This window comes from Pseudoalteromonas sp. BDTF-M6, from assembly GCF_018334135.1.
Lineage (GTDB): Bacteria > Pseudomonadota > Gammaproteobacteria > Enterobacterales > Alteromonadaceae > Pseudoalteromonas.
In genome coordinates this window covers 36,791-55,928 of record NZ_JAGXTQ010000007.1, presented here as the reverse complement: position 1 = coordinate 55,928, position 19,138 = coordinate 36,791, and the positions used below count along the sequence as shown (strand labels likewise).

Sequence of the window (19,138 nt, the reverse complement as noted above, 5' to 3'; positions counted from 1 at the left end):
AGAATATCCTTAAATTATATCGCCAGGCACCAGTGGCACGAAGCGCACATCGGCTATGACTTGTTGTTTAAACTCATTTTCGCAGCGAGTATACAGCATCAATTTTTGCTCTGCATCGCCTATGGGCACTATCATCACCCCGCCCTCGTCGAGTTGCTCCAGCAACTCCTGCGGCACGGTTTTCGCCGCGGCGGTAACGATGATCCCCTGAAAGGGCGCTTGCGAGGCCCACCCTTTCCAGCCATCGCCATGTTTCATTGCCACATTGTACAAATCAAGCTGCTGTAAACGTCGCTTCGCTTGCCATTGCAAGGCCTTGATGCGCTCAACCGAATACACCTTGTCGAACAGCTGCGCCAAAATAGCACTTTGGTAGCCCGAGCCAGTGCCAATTTCCAGCACCTTATCGTGCACCCCATGCTGGCGTAATACCTGGGTCATCAGCGCCACGATATAGGGCTGAGAAATGGTTTGCCCCTGACCTATGGGTAAGGCAGTGTTCTGGTAGGCTTTATGTTGCAATACATCATCGATAAACAGGTGGCGCGGCGTTTTCGCCATCACCTCGAGCACCTGTTCGTCGCTAATGCCTTCGTGAGCCAGCAGCTTGGCCAATGAGCCGGCACTGCGTTTGTAGTTAGTGATCATTGTCTTGCTCCGCTAACCAGTGCTGTAATGGAGCAATGCTTTCTCTGGCTGTCATGTCTACGCTCAAGGGCGTGACCGAGGCATAGCCTTGACGGATAGCCGCAAAATCTGTGCCCTCTCCCGCGTCTAATTCCGGCCCCAAAGAACCATACCAATACACCTTCCGGCCCCAGGGATCGCGCTGGGCGGTCATGGTTTCGGCCTTGTGTCTGGCGCCCAAGCGGGTCACCTTGACGCCCTTTAGCTCGCTGTAGGGCACGTCGGGAACATTGATATTGATGATCTGATCTTTGGGTAAGGGATGACTTTTTAGTTTATTGATGATGTCAACGGTTACCTGGGCGGCGGTTTCGAAGTGCGTACAATCATGACCAACCAAGGACACGGCGATGGCAGGCAGACCCATATGGCGCCCTTCGGTGGCGGCGGCCACCGTGCCCGAATACAGAGTATCATCCCCTAAATTAGCACCATGGTTAATACCGGCTACCACCAAATCCGGCTGCTCGGAAAACAGCGCGTTTAGGGCCACATGGACACAATCCGTGGGGGTGCCATTTACGCTGATAAAGCCATTCTCCAATTTCTGCGCCCGCAATGGATTCATTAACGTCAGCGAGTTACTGGCACCGCTGCAATTGCGGTCCGGAGCAACCACATCGACATCGGCTATCTCTTTTAAGGCCTGATACAGGGCTGCTATGCCCTTGGCATGTACGCCATCATCATTGCTCAGCAATATCTTCATCATGACTCCTTGCAATACTGTTTTCGCACTGGCGGTAGTCCACCAATTCTCGTAACAACGCCGTGGCAAAACACCCTTTTTTAAGCGAAAAGCTCAGTTCAATCGAGTCGCTCGTGGGCATTTTTACTTGTAAGTTTTCCGGGTATAGCCTGAGCATACGGCGCTCGGTTTTTAAACCAAGTTCGGCCAGACCCCGACACCAGCTTTGATAGGGTAACAACCACTGCTGCTCTTCCTCAACCAGCCCCTTCTCGCCCTTGCCGACCAAGGGCGCCGACAACTCGATGTCCCCCTCGACCAGACGACCAATATTTTCAGGGGTAATGGCATCGGTAAAAAATGCATTACTGCCACTGAGCATAAAGACTTCATGTTGCAGGGTTTTGGCAAGGCCATGCTCGGCCACCCGCAGGCTGACAATCTGGTTAAAAATATAAGAGCGGGCTGCAGAAATCACCATAGACCTTAGTTTACGGTCACGGATCTGCTCGCCGGCAAACATGCGCTCGGCCATCACTAGGTTATGGCCATCGTGACCAAAGCGTTGCTCGCCAAAATAATTCGGCACCCCTTGGCGCACCGCATTGATGCGGCTGAGCACTGCCAGCGGCTCGCTCACCTCGCGCAGCACTATGGTAAAACGGTTGCCCTTATGGCAGCCGGTACGCAGCTTGCGACCATGGCGCACCTGTTTGGCCACAAAAATTTGCTCATCGTTAAGGGCGCTAAAGTCCAGCTCCTGTTTAATGGGCACTGGCACACTAAACCATTGCGAACACACACCTTGGCGGTCTTTTTGCCCAGCGTAACTGACATCCCGTGGCGCCACCTTGGCAAATTTGGCGATTTTTTTTGCCACATTGACCGTGTTGATACCGCGCTTGATCACATGCAAGCACACATGCTCGCCACTGCCATCGAGTTCAAAACCCAGCTCTTCATCAACCATAAAATCTTCCGGCAGGCGCTTAAAGACCGCCGTGGCGCTGGGTTTGCCATACAAATACTGTAGCGATGCTATCGGATCATTTTTCTCCGGCGCTAAAGGCGCTTTTTGCGCAGAGGTTGAAGGCTCTTTCATGGTTGCTGAACCAACAGGGCTACCGCATGGGCGGCAATGCCCTCTTTACGCCCGGTATAGCCAAGCTTTTCTGTGGTGGTGGCCTTGACATTAACCTGGTCCAGACTGATTGCCAGATCCGCCGCCAGACAGCCACGCATGGCATCAATATGCGGACGCATCTTCGGCGCCTGCGCCACTATGGTCAGGTCGACATTGGCAACCACAAAGGCGCGCTCATGCACCTCGCTCATGACGCGACGCAACAAAATACGGCTGTCTATGCCGGCAAATTCGTCGCTGGTGTCGGGAAAGTGCTTGCCAATATCGCCCAGCGCCATGGCCCCTAGCAAGGCGTCACACAGGGCATGAATAGCAACATCGCCGTCTGAGTGTGCGATAAACCCTTGTTCATAATCTACTTTTACCCCACCTATGGTGAGCGGCCCATGACCACCAAAGCGATGCACGTCAAAACCATGGCCTATTCGAATCATAAAATCTCCGTCATTTGTTGCGCTAACAGGAAATTAGCGAGCTGCAAATCTTCTGGGGTAGTTAACTTAAAGTTGTCGCTGCGACCGGCGATTAAACGCACCGGATGTCCGGCCCACTCCATCGCCGATGCTTCATCGGTAATGGTGGCGCCACAGGCTAAGGCGTCACGCAACGCTTTACGCAACTGAGCATAAGGGAAAAACTGTGGCGTCAATGCCTGATAAAGGTGCTCACGCTCTATGGTTTGCTGCACATGGCTGTCGCCGCGCTTGATGGTGTCGCGCACCTTGGCGGCTAAGATGCCGCCCTCGCCATGGTGCTGGCACTCATTAATTAAGCGTTCGATATCGGCGGGGCTAACCAAGGGCCTGGCGGCGTCATGCACCAGCACCCACTGTGGTGGAGTTGCTGCAAGGGCATCAAGAGCGGCAAGCACGGAATCGGCGCGCTCTTTGCCGCCAATTACGGTATGCACAAATTGGGAGTCGATGGGCAGCTCGGCGAAATACTCGTCATTGGCGCCTATGGCCACGGTAATACCCTTGACCGCCGCCACCTGGGCGAGCTTATTCAGGCTGTGTTCTAGCACGGTTTTGCCCTGTAGTTCCAAATACTGCTTAGGGCGTTGAGATTGCATCCGCGCACCAACTCCGGCGGCGGGCACTATGGCAATAATGCCGTGATTTTCACTCATAAAACTACTTTGCGTTATTGTTTTGTCTCAGATTGTTTACTCGGTAGCACCCGATAAAACACCTCTCCGGGCTTGATCATACCCAGCTCATGGCGGGCACGCTCTTCAACCCCTTCCAAATCCAGTTTTAAGTCTTGTATATCGGCTTCGAGTAACTTGTTACGCTTGTTTAATTGCTGATTCGTTTGCTCATGATTAGCCACCGCCTTGGTTAAACGGCTATAGTCTTCGATGCCGTTGTGGCCAAACCACAGCAGATATTGCAGATACAGCAACAATGCCAACAAACCCAATTGGAATAATCGCATTAGCTTTCCTTTATCGGCAGTGGTTGCTTAAAGTTTTTCCAGTTAATTCGTGTTGTTAGTAGCATTTCTCTCAGGCTCAAAGTCCGTGGTGAGGTCACCTTGTGTTGTTGCCAGCGGTGACCGCAACAAGCCGGTGTAAAGTGTTTTTTATTGGGTACCAGTAACTGCACGTCCTGGGCCGAGCTTAATCGCGTATCGCGATATTGGCCGTCGAGATCAAACCAGCCCGCCTGATTACAATGCAAACGGTTACTGCTGATCTGGTCAAGGGTATCGAGCATCACAAATTGCAATCGCCCCTGCGTAACCAGTAATGGTACTAAAATACCGACTTCGGCATAAGCGCTAAAAAACGCTAAATTAGCGGATTTATCGCTTTGTGGCGGTTTACTCGCCTGTTTGGCTATCCAACTGCCATTTTGCCCATCCAAGGTTAACGGGCAATGACCATGAACGATATGAAAGGCGGCGCGTTCCACGTAATAGGGCAGACTGTCGAGCAAACGTGCCAAACGTGTGCCATCGCCTTGATGCGTTAATTGCTGGCTTATGCGGTGCAACTCGCGGGCATAAAAGGCATTGCACAACTCGGCATACAGCACTCGCTGTTGATCGAGTGCAAATAAGTCTGCTTGCTGCGATGGTTGTTGCCGCACATTGCCTCCCACTGGTTGTGCTTAAGTTTATACCATAGTTGCGCAAAATTTGAGAAGCACCATGGGGAGGCCGTATAAATTACCCCGGCTGCTGGCCCAGGCGGGCAAAACCCGACTCTAAAAACTGCACCACCTGCGGGCGTTTTTTGCCAATTAAGAAGCTGCCGTCGGCTAAGAACATAAAGTTCTGCCAGTGCTGTTTAAACACATCGAAACGGGTTTCGATTACCTCGTCACGACTGAGGCAAAAATACACAGTCGTGTTGTCCTGCCAGTCCAGATGAGCAAGAATTTCCTCTGGGATGGCGTCACCGGCTTCAAACGCCCGCTCCCAAAACACGTCGTCATGGGGCCAGTGCTGAACCTGTTTGACCCAATCGGCGTCGGTGAAAAAGTCTGGGTGATCTTTGTCACGGCTGATAAAAGTGGTCCACAATACCGCCGCACGGGTGGCGGTCATGGGTTTGATCTGGGCCAGTTGTGGCGCCGGAATTAAAAGTTCTTGGTGTCGAAACACCCACGCCTTGGCGTAGTCATCCAAAGGAAGATAGTTCATTCGTGCTTATGCCTGCTGCACTCGTTTAATGAGGGCATTATACGCATCTGCGGCGGCGCTGTCACAAGCCGACTTGGTAGTAAATGCCAACTATGGCAGACTAGGCTAATTCGATGTCTGACCAGTGTTAGGAATTTCCACGTGCATTTTGATTCAACCGACCATTATATCGCCAGTAGCGCCCTGAAACAGGCGGTCAATGCCGCCATCGCCCTAGAAAAACCGCTGTTGATCAAGGGCGAGCCGGGCACGGGGAAAACCCTGTTGGCTGAGGAGCTGGCGAAAAGTATCGGCAGCGAACTGATACAATGGCATATCAAGTCCACCACCAAGGCCCAACAAGGCCTGTATGAGTACGATGCGGTATCGCGCCTGCGCGACTCGCAACTCGGCGACGAGCGCGTTCATGATATCGGCAATTACATAGTTAAAGGCAAGCTGTGGCAGGCCTTTGGCGCCAACGAGCACGAGCCGCGCCCGGTGCTGCTGATAGACGAAATAGACAAGGCCGATATCGAATTTCCCAACGACCTGTTGTTGGAACTCGATAAAATGGAGTTCTTCGTTTATGAAACGGGTGAGCGCGTCCGCGCCGAGCAGCGCCCCATAGTGATCATCACCTCAAACAACGAAAAAGAACTGCCGGATGCCTTTTTGCGCCGCTGTTTCTTCCATTACATCGATTTCCCCAGCGCCGAGGAAATGCACAAAATCGTCGCCGTTCACTACCCGGATATCAAACAAAAGCTTTTGCGTGAAGCCTTAGAGGTCTTCTTTGGTTTACGTCAGGTCGACGGACTGAAGAAAAAGCCCTCCACCAGCGAGTTACTGGACTGGCTTAAGCTCTTGATGGCCGAAGATATAGCGCCCGAAGTTTTACATGGTAGTGCCGCCAAGGGTGGGCTTATGCCACTTTTTGGTGCTCTGTTGAAAAATGAGCAAGACGTTTCCTTGATTGAAAAACTGGCCTTTATGAGTCGCCGCTAATGCTTATCGAGTTTTTCTTCACCCTCAGAAAGTACCGCTTGCCGGTCAGCCTAAGGGAGTTACTCGACCTGCTCGGGGCTTTGCAGGCCGGGGTGGTGTTTGCCGACAGCGAAGCCTTTTATCACCTTGCCCGTACCATTATGGTGAAGGATGAAACCCATTTTGACCGCTTCGATAAGGCCTTCGCCGATTACTTTTGTGGCATTGAGGATATTGACCTGCTCGACGCTTTGAAGGCGCAATACCAGCTCCCCGAGGACTGGATGCGCAAGGAATTTGAAAAACAGCTGAGCGCCGAAGAGAAACGTCAGCTTGAGGCCATGGGTGGTCTCGAAAAGCTGATGGAAGAGCTGAGAAAGCGTTTTGAAGAACAACAAAAGCGCCATGCCGGCGGCAATAAATGGATAGGCACAGGCGGCACCTCGCCCTTTGGCGCCTATGGCTATAACCCGGAGGGAGTGCGCATAGGCCAACCCGGCTCGCGCCAACGCCGCGCCGTTAAGGTGTGGGATAAACGCCAGTATCGTAACCTCGACAGCGAGGCCGATATCAGCTCGCGGACCATGAAACTGGCACTGAAAAAACTGCGCCGCTTTGCCCGCATCGGAGCCAGCGATACCTTGGACTTAGGCGCCACCATTGCCGCCACCGCCAAACAAGGGGGCATGCTGGATGTGAAAATGGCACCCGAGCGCCATAATGCCGTCAATGTCATCATGTTGTTCGATATCGGCGGCTCCATGGACGACCATATTCAACTGTGCGAGCAGCTATTTAGCGCCGCCCATGGCGAGTTTAAACACCTGGAGTTTTTCTATTTCCATAACTGTGTTTACGAGCAGGTGTGGCAGGATAATGTCCGCCGCTATGACAAGAAGATAGACACCCACAGTCTGATGCAGCGCTTTGGCCGCGATTACAAGGTTATCTTTGTCGGCGATGCCACCATGGGGCCTTACGAAATCGCCTACCCCGGTGGCAGTGTGGAGCATTGGAATGAAGAGCCCGGCGCCGCCTGGCTGCAGCGCATCACCCAGCATTTCGACAAGGTGGTGTGGCTGAACCCGCAGCCACAGTCGCATTGGCGCTACTATCACTCCATCGAGATGATCGACCAGTTAATGGCCAAGGGCGAACAAAGCCGTATGTTTCCCCTGACCCTGGATGGCATCAGCGCCGCAATAAAAACGCTGACCTAGATTTATCCCCAACGCTGCCAAATCTGCAGGCCGATAAACCCAAGGCTAAAGCCGACCAGGTATATCAACCCCAACCAGGTTAACAGCCGCAACCACAGCGGTTGTTTAATCTGGGTTTGGCGCACCAGGCGCATATTCAACCAGGCAAATACCGGCGTGGTTAAAAACGCCAGGGTCATGGCAAAGGTCAGCATCTCTTTTAGATTGCTTTTGAAAAACAGGATCACCGCCATCCCCGCCACCGCCTGCATTATAAGCCAGGTATTTAAATGCTTTGGCAACGACCAGTTAGGCATCAACTTGGTGCCGGTGTACAAGGTCCGCGCATAACCATCGAGTACAGTTAACGTAGTCCCCAACATACATAAGAAGGCCACGGTAGCGATAAGCCATCGCGACCACTCGCCCATGGTATTGGTATACATATCGATCAACTGCTTGGCGAAGGCCACCCCGGCCAGGGCAATCTGCGTATTGCCGCCATACTGAATAAGTACCCCCAAAGAGCAGAACACCAGTGCCAATACGGCGGTGACGATAAAACCGAAGTTAAAATCGAACAGCCCCGCCCTTAGTGGCACCTCGGTTTGTTGTCGTTTTGCCTGCAACCACAAAGAGCTGGCCACGGAAATTTCAATCGGCGCCGGCATCCAGCCCATCAGCACCACAATAAAACTTAAGGCCGTCAGCGACAGCAGATCCGGTGGGGTGAAATCAGCGGCCGCATTCATGGGCACGCCACCGCTTTTAAGCAGGGCTATCACTAGCGCTGCTATGGTACTGATGGCGAGCACCGCCATAATCCATTTGGCAGCGCTGTCGAGCGCTTGATAATGCCCGAGCACCAAGAGCGTCAGGCAAAACAACAAAATAATGATGCACAGCACCGTCAGGCTCAGGGCGCCGCCGACCACATAATGCAACAACGCCGCCGTCAACAGTAAAACCCCGGCGGTATTAACGATGGCGGCAATAATATTGAGGGCAAAAAAGCAGTAAAAATACCAGGGACCCTGGCTTTTATAACCGGCCACCAGGTTATTGCCGGTGACTAATGTGTATTCAACGCCGAAACGAAAAAACGGATACTTCAACAGGTTGACGGCGATAATCAACCAGATCATTTGCCAACCGAATAAAGCCCCGGCCTGGGTTGAAGCCACCAGATGTGAGCCGCCAATGGCCGCGGTGGCCATTAAAATGCCAGGCCCCAAGGCCTTTAGATACTGCCAGTATTGCACCAGATTACTCTTTATAATTATTATCTTGCGCCCAAGACTAGGGGAGATGACGGGTGTTTTCAACCGCCTTATTACTCGGCCTCGGCACTGCGTAATTGGCAATAAAGGCACAATCCGCTTGTTTTTATTGCTACTTTTTGTTTACCTTTTTATAATCTCGATGAGTAGAGCAAGGAGCCCAACCGTGGCTCCTTTTTTGTTTTTGCAGGAGTCCAATGTCTTTATCTCGTTGTTTTCTAGCCGCTGCGGCCCTGCTGTGCAAGCCCATTATCAGTGATGCAGCACCGACCCAACTAAGTGGTTTTGCCACCTTAGGCGTCAGTTATACCGACTCCGATGAACTGGCTTTTCGCAATGATGTCTCGGACGATAGCAGCAAGAGCAAACAAGCGGACTTTGGCTCGCTGTCACGCATCGGCGTGCAGTTACATAAGAGCTTCAATGAGCAATGGGCGCTGACCGGGCAATGGGTGCTTAAGCGCCAGCTAGACTACGATCTGGATCAGCTGACCCAACTCGCCTTTATAAACTATTCCCCGTCGGCCAGCTGGAACATCAAGTTCGGGCGCAGTGCGCTGGACTTGTTTATGATGAGCCCTTACCGAAATACCGGCTATGCCTACACCGAAACCCATGCGCCGGTAGAGTTTTATGGCCTGATCCCGCACCAAAGTATCGACGGCATTGAACTGGCCAGTGCCCATGCCACCGACGAGGGCACCTTCTCCAGCCGCTGGTACTATGGTCAATCCAGTGATCATTTATCGAATCTTGAGTATCAATGGCAGCTGGACCTGGAAGACCTCACCGGCGTTACCCTGGCCCTTGAGCAGCGTAATTGGTTGCTGCGCCTTAATCACAGCCAGGCGCGCATCGGTGGCAAAGAAATTGGTCATTATCCGCAGATCCGCCAAGCCGCGCAGGGCATTACCCCGAACGATTGGCCACAGCTGGCCGCATTACTGGGCAATATGAACCCGGTCGGAAGTCGGTTACGCTACACCACCGTTGGGGCTCGCTATGATAGCGGTGACTACTATATGCAATCCGAGTTTGCCTATATCGATGCCAACAGTGATATTTTGACCCATGTGATCAACGGCTATCTGAATATAGGTAAACGCTGGCAAGAATACAGCTTGCAACTGGGCTACTCCTTTACCGATGGCAAGGAAAATAACATCCCCAAGGCGCAGACCCCCTCGCTGTTAAGCGAGGCCCTCTATCGCGAAATAGAGCGCAGCTATAACTATTACATTAATGACCAATCGACCCTGTCGCTCAGTGGTCGCTATGATTTTCGTGCCGATATGGCGGCCAAGTTGCAGATCGAATACGTAGACCTGAAGCGAGCCGATAATCAGTTTATGCTGCGCCAGCAAGATATGACGGCGCAAGATTCATTTTTGGTGCTCAGCGCCAGTATCGATTGGGTATTTTAATATGAAGGTATTTGCCGCCCTGATACTGACCCTGCTCGGCACCAGCTTATCGGCACGCGGCACCGAGGCCATCGCCGTGATTGTGAATATCGACAATCCCACGAAAGCGCTGACAACCAAACAACTGATCGACCTGTACATGGGTAAGCTCATAGCCTTTCCTAATGGCGAGCGCGCTTCCCCCTTGGATATGCCCCATGACTCAGTGCTGCGCCGCGAGTTTTATCAGTTGCTTACCAATAAACCCATTGGCAGTATTAACGCTTACTGGTCGCGGGTAAAATTCAGCGGCCACGCCCAATCACCACAAAGCATGGCAAGCAGTACCGAGGTTTTGCAGCGGGTGAGAGACATTGACAATGCCATTGGCTATGTAAAGCTAAAGGATGTAACCAACGATGTGAAGGTGGTATATACACTTGCTCAATAAGCACAGCCTGATTTTACGCCTGGCGATGGTGTTGGTCCTCACCTCCTTGATTGTCGGTGTGAGCGCCGTCAAATATTACTATCAAAGCATTTATCAGCAAGAGGTTGATAAGGCCCAGCGCGCCATCGAACAACTCCATAAAACCGTGGCCAGCACGGCGTCCATCGCCGCCTACCTTAAAGACAAAGACCTGGCTCTGGAAGTGATCAACGGCTTACGTAAAAACGACATCATTCTGGCGGCGGTGATCAGCAGTGAAGACGAACTCTTGGCCAGCGGTGGCGAACATAACCCCCACACCGCCTTGCCCTATCCCCTTTACCACCCCTTTTTAGCCGATGATGTCGTCGGCTATATAGCTCTGACCCCGGCTCAAGAAGGCATTCAGCAAGGCGCCAGAAATATAGCCCAAAGCAGCGTCACCCTGCTGCTAATACAAACCAGTACCCTGTTGCTGACCTTCATCATCCTCGCCTATTTTATTATTGCCAAGCCCATGGCCAGACTCAGTGCCGAGCTAAAGCAAATCACCGCCGGTTCCAACAATCGCCTCACCGTCCCCTTTGCCCAGCATGACAGCGAAATCGGCGAAATGACCAAAAGCATTAACAACATGCTGGCGGTGGCGGAGTCACACTTTAGCCAGGAGCGCGCCCTGCGCAGCGAGGTACAGGAGCTCGGCAATCGCCTGCAATTGCTGTTTGAGCACGCCTCTTCGGCGATGATCCTGGCCACCCAGCAGGGACAGATCATGCTCTACAATGCCTCTACGGAAAAGCTGCTGGCCCGCCTCAATCTGAGTATCTGCGACAGCCTCTTTGAGCTGGTAGCGCAGGCTTTTAAAGACGGTGACACCCTGGTCGAGCGCATACGCGATAGCCTGGATCAGGACGATGTGGCCCGGGGAGAGTATCAATTGCTTAACGACACCACCGGCCAATCTATTTGGGTGCATATCCTGGTAACGCGCAGCTACGCACAGCAACAGCAATCTTATTTACAGATCTTCATCCATGATATCAGTAGCCATAAACAGCAACTGGCCCATTTGAACCATGCCGCCAGCACCGACAAACTCACCGGCTTGCTTAATCGCATTGGCGCCGAGCGCGAGCTGGATAAGCGCTTCGCAGCGCAGCAAAATGTCACCCTGATGCTTATCGATCTGGATGGCTTCAAACCCATTAATGATATTTATGGTCATGATGCCGGTGACGAGATTTTACGTTATGTCGGACAACAGCTTAGACAAAACCTGCGTAAGGATGATCTCTGTATTCGCTGGGGCGGTGATGAATTTGTGGTGGTGGTTGATGCACTCGAAAAAGAGCAGGCCATGCAACTGGCCACTAAACTGCATCAAGCCCTCTGCCAGCCCACCACATTAAGCAACTCCGAGCAGGTGGCCGTGGGAGCCAGTATCGGGGTGGCGGTCTCACCAAGACACGGCGGCGATTTCAAGTCTCTGATTGTTGCCGCCGATAGGGCCATGTATGGGGTCAAACGCGGGGATAAAAATGCGGTGGCCTTCGCCGCAGACTAAACCTCGCCGCTACAGCTGCTTAAGGTACTCGCTCTGATAGCGACTGGCATCGGCCTCAACATTGTAGCGCTGGGCCAAAGTATCAAGCTGGGCCTGGGAAATGGCCAGTTCATCCATGGTGATGGTGTTATCGTCAAGCTGCCACAACTGCCGTGAACCGCTGTAATTAAACTGTAGTGCGTGCATGGCCTGCACATCGCCCTGCTCCGCCGCCGCCTTAATCTTGGCCAACTTACGGGTGATCTGATTTAGCGCCTGCTTCAAACGCCACACATACACCACCTCGGTCATAAAGGGGTGATGCTCGACACGCTTAAGGGCAAAGCCGATGGCGACACAACTGACGACAACACCCAGCAGGTTCCAATGGAAGTGACTGCCGCTGTCGCTAGGCAGGGCAAGGATCAAGACTCGGGCGATACCTAGACTGCCCACCACTAAGGCTGCTATACAGGCAACTATCACCATATTGAGATGCTTACGGTAGCGGGTTTTGTCTATCTGTTCCAAGGTCATGCGGGTGCCCTACTGAAAATAAAAAGCGGGGGCATTATACCCCCGCCTGTTGGCAATAAATAGCGCTATTTAGCGACTCAGCCTAGAGCACAGCCAGGCTCACCAGGAAGTAGGCGACCAGGGTTAAGGCACCGCCCACCAAGGCATAAGGCATCTGGGTTTTCACATGGGTGAGGAGATCACATCCGGAGGCAATGGCCGACACCGCACTGGTATCGGAAATTGGCGAACAATGATCGCCGAATACGCCGCCCCCTAGGATGGCACCCAGCACCAGTGAAGGTGGCAGACCCAGGGCCTGGATTAACGGCACGCCAATGGGTATTAGAATGGCGAAGGTGCCCCAGGAGGTGCCCGTGGTAAAGGAGATCACCGCCCCGGTTAAAAACAGCATGGGCACCACCAAGGTGATGGGCAGATAGTCCCCCACCAAGGAGGCCACAAAAACGCCGGTTCCCAGCTCTTTAAGGCTGGCGCCCAGGGTCATGGATAACAAGACGATGGCCACCAGCGGCAGTAACTCACCCATGCCCTTGAAGCCCATCTCGACCAGTTTATGGTGACTGAAGAGCTTGCTGGCGCTCAGCAGGAAATAGGCCACAACACAGGATAAAATGGTGGCATAAAGCACCGACTTAGAGCCGCTGCCGGCGGCAATGTCGCCATTGCCGGTCCAGAACATAAAGCCGACCATGGATACCACCAGGGTCAGTAAAGGCACCAGCATAAAGCTGGCCTTAGTGCCCTTGTCTGCCTCGGTGGGCACATTCACTTCCAAGCGCTCCAGCTTTTGCTCCGCTTCCTTCATAGGCCCATGCACCTTATCAAAGGCGATGGTGTAAGCAACGATCAACAAGGCGATGATGGCATAAAAGTTATAGGCGACACTGCCCCATAAAATACTGACCGCCGATTGCTCCAGCTCATAGTTGCTCAGCAGCCCGAGCACATAGGCGCCCCAGCCATTAAGGAGAATAAGGATACACACGGGGGCACTGGTACTGTCGATAATATAGGCTAGACGGGCGCGGCTCATTTTAAACTTATCGAATAAGCCGCGCGATAGGATACCGGCGGTCAGTACACTGAGGTTGGATTCAATAAATACGGCAATGCCGGAGAACATGGTTAAAAAGCCCACCTGGCGTTTTGATTTGGCCACCCCCTTGCCGATTAACATGTTCACGGTTGCGGCCACACCACCGGACTCGCGAATATAGGCGAGCAGCGCGCCAATAAGCACACTAAAGAGAATGACGCGACTGTTACCCGGCGATGAGGCCGTCGCTACCACGCGCTCTATGGTATTGATAAAGGTATAGAATAAGGTATTACCCTCGCCACTTATCGCCAGTAAGAACTCGGATGTTGCCACGGCCAACAGCAGGGCCATGATCACTTCTTTACGCCAAAAGACGATTGCAATTGCTACCAGCGGCGGCAAAATGGAATACCAAGACATGGTGTTATCCTTGTTATTATAAAGCTTGAATAGTCTTGCAAATGAGCATAGATTATTCAATTAGTTTTCATTCAACTGTAATTTTTTAGTTATGCAGCCACTTCCCTACTTTCCTTATGTGGATCAGCACATGCAGGTTGAAGATGTCACCATCGGCGAGCTTGCCAAACACATCCCCACCCCCTTTTACTGTTACTCAGCTCAGGCTATTGCCAGTAATTACCAGCGCTACAGCGACGCGTTTGCAGGGCTGGATAGCTTAATTTGTTATGCCGTAAAAGCCAACTCCAATCAGGCAATTTTAGCCACCTTGGCGCAATTGGGTGCCGGTGCCGATACCGTTTCCGAGGGCGAGATCCGCCGCGCACTGGCCGCCGGCATTAAGGCGGAGAAAATCGTCTTCGCCGGTGTGGGTAAAAGCGAGCAGGAAATCCGCTTTGCCCTGGCCCAGGGCATTTTACAGTTTAACGTGGAGTCCGAGCCGGAATTAGAGCGCATCAGTGCCCTTGCGGTGGAAATGAATACCACGGCGCGCATCTCTATTCGCGTGAACCCGGACGTTGAGGCCAAAACCCATGCCAAAATCACCACGGGTCTGGCGGAGAATAAGTTCGGCATTAATATCGATTTGGCGCCCGAGCTTTATCTTAAGGCCGCCTCTTTACCGGGCATAGAGGTCACAGGTGTGGATGTGCATATCGGCTCACAGCTGATTAACCTCGAGCCCTTTGCCGCCGCCTTTGCCAAGGTCGCAGAATTGGTCGACACTCTTAAAGCCCAAGGCATCGCCATCAAGGTTATCGATATCGGTGGTGGCCTCGGCATTAACTACGGCGAGCACAGCGATGAGCCGGATATCACTACTTACGCCGAGCATGCCAAAAAACACTTGGGTCATCTTGGCTGCACAATTATCGTCGAGCCCGGGCGTTCCATGGTCGGCAATGCCGGCGTCCTGGTCTCTCGGGTGGAATACGTGAAAACCGGGCAAGAGCGCACCTTCTTGATCCTGGATGCGGCCATGAATGACTTGATCCGCCCCAGCATGTACGATGCCTACCATCATATTGCTACCGTGGAGCAAAAGCCCACCCAAGCGGTTTATGACATAGTCGGCCCGGTGTGCGAAACCGGCGATACCTTCGCCAAAAACCGCCGTCTTGGCGAGTGTGAACAAGGCGATCTGGTTGCCATTATGGGTGCCGGTGCTTATGGCGCGGTGATGGCCTCACATTACAACTCCCGCCTTAATGCCCCGGAGGTGCTGGTCAAGGGCAAGGAATACAGTATTATTCGCGAGCGCATCGACTTTGATTCCTTGCTTGTCATGGACAGTTTGCCGGACTGGCTATAATCGTGTGAGTTGGCAGAACTGTAGGCGTTAAGCACGCAAGCTACTGTCTAATTTGAGTAGAAAAAAACGGCATCAAAAGATGCCGTTTGGGGTGATACCCTGGCAGGGGTATCCTGTGTTAGTCGTTACTTGTCATGTGCCAAAATGGCTTCATAGACGCGGGTTATAACCGAACCGTATTTCCCCGTTTCAAATTCTTTGCCTTTAAATCTATAGTCGCTGTCCAAGCCGGTCACTTCGCTATGCCGGGCATTGGTAAACAGCACTATGGCCAAATCATATTCCGGGTCTATCACGGTCACCGTGCCGGTCCAGCCCGTGTGTCCGTATGCCCTTGGGCTGGCGTAGGGACCAAAATGCCATCTGCGCGCGCCATTGCCGGCGCGACGCCAGCCCAGGCCATAGCTTTCATCCGTTGCCGTGGGCTTAATAAACTGATCGACCACCTCGGGCCTGATTAACTGCACTTCACCATAACTCCCCCGGTTTAGCAACAATTGTGTGAGTTTTGCCACACTTTGCACATCGGCAAACAGGCCCGCATGTCCGGCCACTCCGCCTAGGGAGTAAAAAGCCTTTTCATCATGCACCTCGCCTTGGAGCACATAATCTCGCACGCCCTCGAAATTCACCCGCCCACCGCGGGTGTTGCCTTCAATCTCGGTGGCCGCTATCTGCGAAGGCATAAAGCCCTTTTGCAGCGGATTAAATACCAGGGTATTGAGCCCCAAGGGAGCAAACAAGCGGCTTTCCACATAGGCATCAAGGGGCATATTGGTAATACGTTCAATCAAAACACCGAGCAGCATATAGTCAACATCACTGTAGAGGTGACGCTGAGCCTGCATCATCTCAAAGGGCACGCCGCGAATTAACAGCTGTTTGGTGCGCTCGCTATTAAGGGAATAAAATGGCCTGCCGAGATGATTATCGGCGCGGTGAAAGTCCACCACCGCCGGGTAACCGGCGCTGTGAGTAAGCAGGTCTTTTACCAGCCGTACCTCGCGTCCCTGCCCGGTATATTCTGCCAGGTAATGACTTATGGGCTTATTAACATCGAGGCGTCCCTGCGACACCAGATGCATCAGCGCCAGATTGGTGGCAAACATCTTGGTATTAGAGGCAAGATCAAACAGGGTATCGACTGCCATGGGCTGTGCGGCTACAGATTCTTTGCCGTGGTGCGCACGGGCATAACCATAGGCGCTGAGCTTAACCAGCTCGCCCTTATACACCACCCCAAGCACGGCGCCGGGAAAGCCCTGATCCACTTCTTGTGCAATCAAGGTATCCACCGCGGCAAAGTCAATTGCCCCGGGATTAGGCCTGAGCTCGGGCGCGGGAATGCGAATACTTAGCTTGGCCCCCTCGGGAAAGACCGACTTAATATGCAAGGTATTGACCCCGTCGCGGGTGCGTCGCGCCAACGAGTAACGGTAACTGTGCCCGGCCTTTAAGGGTCGAGCGATATTAATGGTTTCGCCATTAATGACGATTTCGGCGCGCTCGGCATTAATGTTGTCTATGATGATCTCACCGCGGCGGCGATATCCCTTAAACCGGTATTTGTTGTTTACCTCGACCCGGGAGCTAACATCCTGCTGCGGGTACTGGATATAAAGCTGCTCATGACCCAAGGCGGCAAACTCCTGTGGCTGCGCGGCCAACTCTTGGTAAAGTGCAAAGTTTTTATCCGCCTTTTTCGGCTTATAGCGTTTGAGCAGGGCGAACAGCACCGCCGCCGTTTTCCCGTCTGCCTGAGTATTCATTTGCCAAGGCAAAAAGTGCGCCTGAAATGCCGCCAGCACATCCTGGGTTTGTTCATCAAGCCTGGCCGTTGCTGCAACCTGATAACCATAGTCCGCCAACGCCCGCTGCATCACCGCCACCGAAGGCGGCGCGACACTAAAGTGACGCCAGTAGTACTCCACATCCTGCTGTTGATACCAGGCACCAATGCCCGCCTTATAGAGCTGGTACCAGGGAAAACGTGGGCCTGGGTCGAGCTTGCGCCCCGGCGCGATATCCGCATGCCCCACCACCTGGGTCGGGCCAATATCCGGATTGCGCGCAAGAATATCCTGGCTTAAGGCGATTAATAACTCTATCTGCTTGGGATCATAATCGGGGAACACACAAAACGGCTCGACGCCATCTCCCTGGGCGGGCAGCTCCGGCTCCAGGCTCGGCGCCGTATCGCTGCAGCTGGGTACATTAACCACCTCAATGCCGATGGACTGATCATTGAGATCGCTGCGCCCCTGCCAGTAACTGTCCCCCGCATGCCAGGCCCTATCCGCTTCTTTCACCAACTGCACTACTTGCAGTTCGCGCTCCCCATAACTGGGGTCCTTGCTTTCGGGCACCAGATAATGGGCGCTTAGACCGCCTTTTTCCACCAGCACCCGCTCGGACTTTTCATAGTCGATGGCGGTGTAATGCATCACTAAAAATTTAATGCGCTTGGAATAATTCTGTGACTGCTTGAAATCGTAGCCAGAACTGCAACTGCTCAGTAAAAATAACAAGGGCACCAGCAGCAGGCACTTACAGCGCATCTGCAAAGATTCTTTATTCATACCCACCTGTAGCGAAAAAACTATGCTTGCGCACAGCGTCTTGAACTTATAAACGCAACAACAACCCAACCGTATAATGATATTTTATTTCTTACAATTAAAAACCAAAGGAATATATATTCCAAAAACAACCTTCCCCCTTACTTAAAAGCTAGTAAAAATGGCCTATAAAATATAAAGAGCCCCTCAGGTAAAGGCGCATTCCCCCGAGCTTTAAGGGCACGCTGATAAAAATTTTTTATTCCTTTTATTTGGAATATTGGGTTACACTTTGCCATTACGTCATTGTTAACATGTGTACCAAGCGTTAAAGGTAACCATAAGACAGAGATTCTAAGTAACTTCTTATGTCGACATTTATAAAAATTAAAGCACTGCGTAAGTCCTTTTCCAGTAGCGAAGCCAAACTGGCCGATTTTACGCTCAACTCTGCGAATGCCATTCGCGACCTCTCCTCCATTGAGCTGGCCAAGGTGGTCGGCGTCAGCCAATCGAGCGTGGTTAAATTTGCCCAAAAACTGGGGTATAAGGGCTTCCCCGCCTTTAAGCTGGCGGTGATTGACGCCCTGAACTCGGAATCTCCCGCCCCAAAGCTACACGGTAAGATCACCCTTAATGATAGCCTAGAACAAATCGCCGAAAAGCTGTTAGGCAGCAAGATGGCGGTGTTGACCGAAACTAAGAACCTCAACGAAGCCGAGGCCGTTGAGCAGGCCGTGGTTTTACTTAAAAATGCCCGTCGCGTTGCCATTTGTGGTCTCGGCGGTTCGGCCCTGGTGGCCAAAGATTTTGCCTATAAACTGCAAAAGTTAGGCATAGCCGCCATCGCCGAAGCGGATGGTCATGCGCAACTGGCCTATGTGTCGACCCTGGGCAAGGACGACCTGGTGATCGCCATCAGTGAGTCGGGTAAAACCCGGGAAGTGGCGGAAGCGGCGGTTCAGGCGAAAAAGAATAACTGTCCGGTGATTGCGGTGACCAAATTTGGCTCCAGTCCGGTGGCGGATTGTGCATCGGTTAATCTCTACTCGGTGGCCGAGGAAGAATCTATTCGTCTGAGTTCCATTCTGGCGCGCACGGCGCAGGACTTTGTGATCGATATTCTCTTTATCGCCCTCACTCAGGCGACCCGTCCGGGGCGTAAGTTGCTGGAGCACTCCAACGATGTGGTAAAAGCATTTCGTGAAGGTTAAAACACAGAAACTGAAAAGGCCCAA

General features: G+C 52.6%; 19 protein-coding genes. 7 read left to right on the top strand and 12 right to left on the bottom strand.

From position 1 onward, the window contains the following. Positions 1 to 9 precede the first annotated feature (9 nt). The 8 genes from KD147_RS14880 to KD147_RS14845 form a co-directional block, all read right to left on the bottom strand. Positions 10 to 648, bottom strand: a complete 639-nt coding sequence (locus KD147_RS14880; RefSeq protein WP_212548352.1) for a protein-L-isoaspartate(D-aspartate) O-methyltransferase — start codon at positions 646 to 648, stop codon at positions 10 to 12. Next, entirely contained in the window at positions 638 to 1,396 is a 759-nt protein-coding gene (surE, locus tag KD147_RS14875) for a 5'/3'-nucleotidase SurE (RefSeq protein WP_105254849.1), read from the bottom strand. Before surE ends, KD147_RS14880 begins: the two co-directional genes overlap by 11 nt. After that, a complete protein-coding gene (gene truD, locus KD147_RS14870) occupies positions 1,374 to 2,417 on the bottom strand; it encodes a tRNA pseudouridine(13) synthase TruD (protein ID WP_212548411.1) in 1,044 nt (347 codons plus the stop codon). Before truD ends, surE begins: the two co-directional genes overlap by 23 nt. A 56-nt stretch (positions 2,418 to 2,473) precedes the next feature. Next, entirely contained in the window at positions 2,474 to 2,953 is a 480-nt protein-coding gene (ispF, locus tag KD147_RS14865; RefSeq protein ID WP_212548351.1) for a 2-C-methyl-D-erythritol 2,4-cyclodiphosphate synthase, read from the bottom strand. Beyond that, entirely contained in the window at positions 2,950 to 3,648 is a 699-nt protein-coding gene (gene ispD / locus KD147_RS14860) for a 2-C-methyl-D-erythritol 4-phosphate cytidylyltransferase (RefSeq protein WP_212548350.1), read from the bottom strand. Before ispD ends, ispF begins: the two co-directional genes overlap by 4 nt. 14 nt (positions 3,649 to 3,662) lie before the next feature. Then, a complete protein-coding gene (ftsB, locus tag KD147_RS14855) occupies positions 3,663 to 3,956 on the bottom strand; it encodes a cell division protein FtsB (RefSeq protein WP_105254846.1) in 294 nt (97 codons plus the stop codon). Beyond that, positions 3,956 to 4,612: a hypothetical protein gene (locus tag KD147_RS14850; protein WP_212548349.1), complete on the bottom strand. Its 657-nt coding sequence runs from the start codon at positions 4,610 to 4,612 to the stop codon at positions 3,956 to 3,958. Before KD147_RS14850 ends, ftsB begins: the two co-directional genes overlap by 1 nt. A gap of 79 nt (positions 4,613 to 4,691) precedes the next feature. Continuing rightward, positions 4,692 to 5,168, bottom strand: a complete 477-nt coding sequence (locus KD147_RS14845) for a DUF2947 family protein (protein WP_212548348.1) — start codon at positions 5,166 to 5,168, stop codon at positions 4,692 to 4,694. A 141-nt stretch (positions 5,169 to 5,309) separates the two neighbouring features. Here KD147_RS14845 and KD147_RS14840 point away from each other — a divergent pair, with 141 nt between their 5' ends. After that, entirely contained in the window at positions 5,310 to 6,155 is an 846-nt protein-coding gene (locus KD147_RS14840; protein WP_212548347.1) for an AAA family ATPase, read from the top strand. After that, entirely contained in the window at positions 6,155 to 7,354 is a 1,200-nt protein-coding gene (locus KD147_RS14835) for a vWA domain-containing protein (protein WP_212548346.1), read from the top strand. Before KD147_RS14840 ends, KD147_RS14835 begins: the two co-directional genes overlap by 1 nt. A gap of 2 nt (positions 7,355 to 7,356) precedes the next feature. Here KD147_RS14835 and KD147_RS14830 read toward each other — a convergent pair whose 3' ends face one another. Then, complete coding sequence (locus tag KD147_RS14830) at positions 7,357 to 8,550, bottom strand: NRAMP family divalent metal transporter (protein ID WP_212548410.1); 1,194 nt, start codon at positions 8,548 to 8,550, stop codon at positions 7,357 to 7,359. A 260-nt stretch (positions 8,551 to 8,810) separates the two neighbouring features. Here KD147_RS14830 and KD147_RS14825 point away from each other — a divergent pair, with 260 nt between their 5' ends. The 3 genes from KD147_RS14825 to KD147_RS14815 are packed head-to-tail and all read left to right on the top strand — an operon-like array spanning position 8,811 to position 12,010. After that, positions 8,811 to 10,037: a hypothetical protein gene (locus KD147_RS14825; RefSeq protein WP_212548345.1), complete on the top strand. Its 1,227-nt coding sequence runs from the start codon at positions 8,811 to 8,813 to the stop codon at positions 10,035 to 10,037. Position 10,038: 1 nt separating this feature from the next. Then, positions 10,039 to 10,467, top strand: coding sequence for a type 2 periplasmic-binding domain-containing protein (locus tag KD147_RS14820; protein WP_212548344.1), 429 nt, complete (start codon positions 10,039 to 10,041; stop codon positions 10,465 to 10,467). Continuing rightward, positions 10,457 to 12,010 carry a sensor domain-containing diguanylate cyclase gene (locus KD147_RS14815; RefSeq protein WP_212548343.1) on the top strand — a complete coding sequence of 518 codons (1,554 nt, stop codon included), beginning with the start codon at positions 10,457 to 10,459 and terminating at the stop codon, positions 12,008 to 12,010. The genes KD147_RS14820 and KD147_RS14815 overlap by 11 nt, the downstream gene beginning before the upstream one ends. 9 nt (positions 12,011 to 12,019) lie before the next feature. On the opposite strand, the gene KD147_RS14810 is transcribed toward KD147_RS14815, so the two are convergent. Next, positions 12,020 to 12,526 carry a DUF3087 domain-containing protein gene (locus tag KD147_RS14810; protein ID WP_105254838.1) on the bottom strand — a complete coding sequence of 169 codons (507 nt, stop codon included), beginning with the start codon at positions 12,524 to 12,526 and terminating at the stop codon, positions 12,020 to 12,022. A gap of 82 nt (positions 12,527 to 12,608) precedes the next feature. Then, on the bottom strand, positions 12,609 to 13,988 hold the full coding sequence (locus KD147_RS14805; protein WP_105254837.1) for a Na+/H+ antiporter NhaC family protein: 1,380 nt from the start codon (positions 13,986 to 13,988) through the stop codon (positions 12,609 to 12,611). A gap of 130 nt (positions 13,989 to 14,118) precedes the next feature. Between KD147_RS14805 and lysA the strand changes: the two genes are divergently transcribed. Continuing rightward, the gene (gene lysA / locus KD147_RS14800) at positions 14,119 to 15,342 is read left to right on the top strand and encodes a diaminopimelate decarboxylase (protein ID WP_249319349.1); all 1,224 of its coding nucleotides are present in this window, start codon (positions 14,119 to 14,121) and stop codon (positions 15,340 to 15,342) included. 125 nt (positions 15,343 to 15,467) lie between these two features. Here lysA and pbp4b read toward each other — a convergent pair whose 3' ends face one another. Continuing rightward, entirely contained in the window at positions 15,468 to 17,921 is a 2,454-nt protein-coding gene (gene pbp4b / locus KD147_RS14795) for a penicillin binding protein PBP4B (RefSeq protein WP_212548341.1), read from the bottom strand. Between the two features lie 347 nt (positions 17,922 to 18,268). Here pbp4b and KD147_RS14790 point away from each other — a divergent pair, with 347 nt between their 5' ends. Continuing rightward, the gene (locus tag KD147_RS14790; RefSeq protein ID WP_212548340.1) at positions 18,269 to 19,114 is read left to right on the top strand and encodes a MurR/RpiR family transcriptional regulator; all 846 of its coding nucleotides are present in this window, start codon (positions 18,269 to 18,271) and stop codon (positions 19,112 to 19,114) included. Positions 19,115 to 19,138 lie beyond the last annotated feature (24 nt).

Coding starts and splice junctions, on each gene's coding strand:
- KD147_RS14880 (WP_212548352.1), bottom strand. CDS start 648: ATGATCACTAACTACAAACGCAGTGCCGGCTCATTGGCCAAGCTGCTG.
- surE (WP_105254849.1), bottom strand. CDS start 1,396: ATGAAGATATTGCTGAGCAATGATGATGGCGTACATGCCAAGGGCATA.
- ispF (WP_212548351.1), bottom strand. CDS start 2,953: ATGATTCGAATAGGCCATGGTTTTGACGTGCATCGCTTTGGTGGTCAT.
- ispD (WP_212548350.1), bottom strand. CDS start 3,648: ATGAGTGAAAATCACGGCATTATTGCCATAGTGCCCGCCGCCGGAGTT.
- ftsB (WP_105254846.1), bottom strand. CDS start 3,956: ATGCGATTATTCCAATTGGGTTTGTTGGCATTGTTGCTGTATCTGCAA.
- KD147_RS14845 (WP_212548348.1), bottom strand. CDS start 5,168: ATGAACTATCTTCCTTTGGATGACTACGCCAAGGCGTGGGTGTTTCGA.
- KD147_RS14835 (WP_212548346.1), top strand. CDS start 6,155: ATGCTTATCGAGTTTTTCTTCACCCTCAGAAAGTACCGCTTGCCGGTC.
- KD147_RS14830 (WP_212548410.1), bottom strand. CDS start 8,550: ATGGCCACCGCGGCCATTGGCGGCTCACATCTGGTGGCTTCAACCCAG.
- KD147_RS14825 (WP_212548345.1), top strand. CDS start 8,811: ATGTCTTTATCTCGTTGTTTTCTAGCCGCTGCGGCCCTGCTGTGCAAG.
- KD147_RS14820 (WP_212548344.1), top strand. CDS start 10,039: ATGAAGGTATTTGCCGCCCTGATACTGACCCTGCTCGGCACCAGCTTA.
- KD147_RS14810 (WP_105254838.1), bottom strand. CDS start 12,526: ATGACCTTGGAACAGATAGACAAAACCCGCTACCGTAAGCATCTCAAT.
- KD147_RS14805 (WP_105254837.1), bottom strand. CDS start 13,988: ATGTCTTGGTATTCCATTTTGCCGCCGCTGGTAGCAATTGCAATCGTC.
- lysA (WP_249319349.1), top strand. CDS start 14,119: ATGCAGGTTGAAGATGTCACCATCGGCGAGCTTGCCAAACACATCCCC.
- pbp4b (WP_212548341.1), bottom strand. CDS start 17,921: ATGAATAAAGAATCTTTGCAGATGCGCTGTAAGTGCCTGCTGCTGGTG.
- KD147_RS14790 (WP_212548340.1), top strand. CDS start 18,269: ATGTCGACATTTATAAAAATTAAAGCACTGCGTAAGTCCTTTTCCAGT.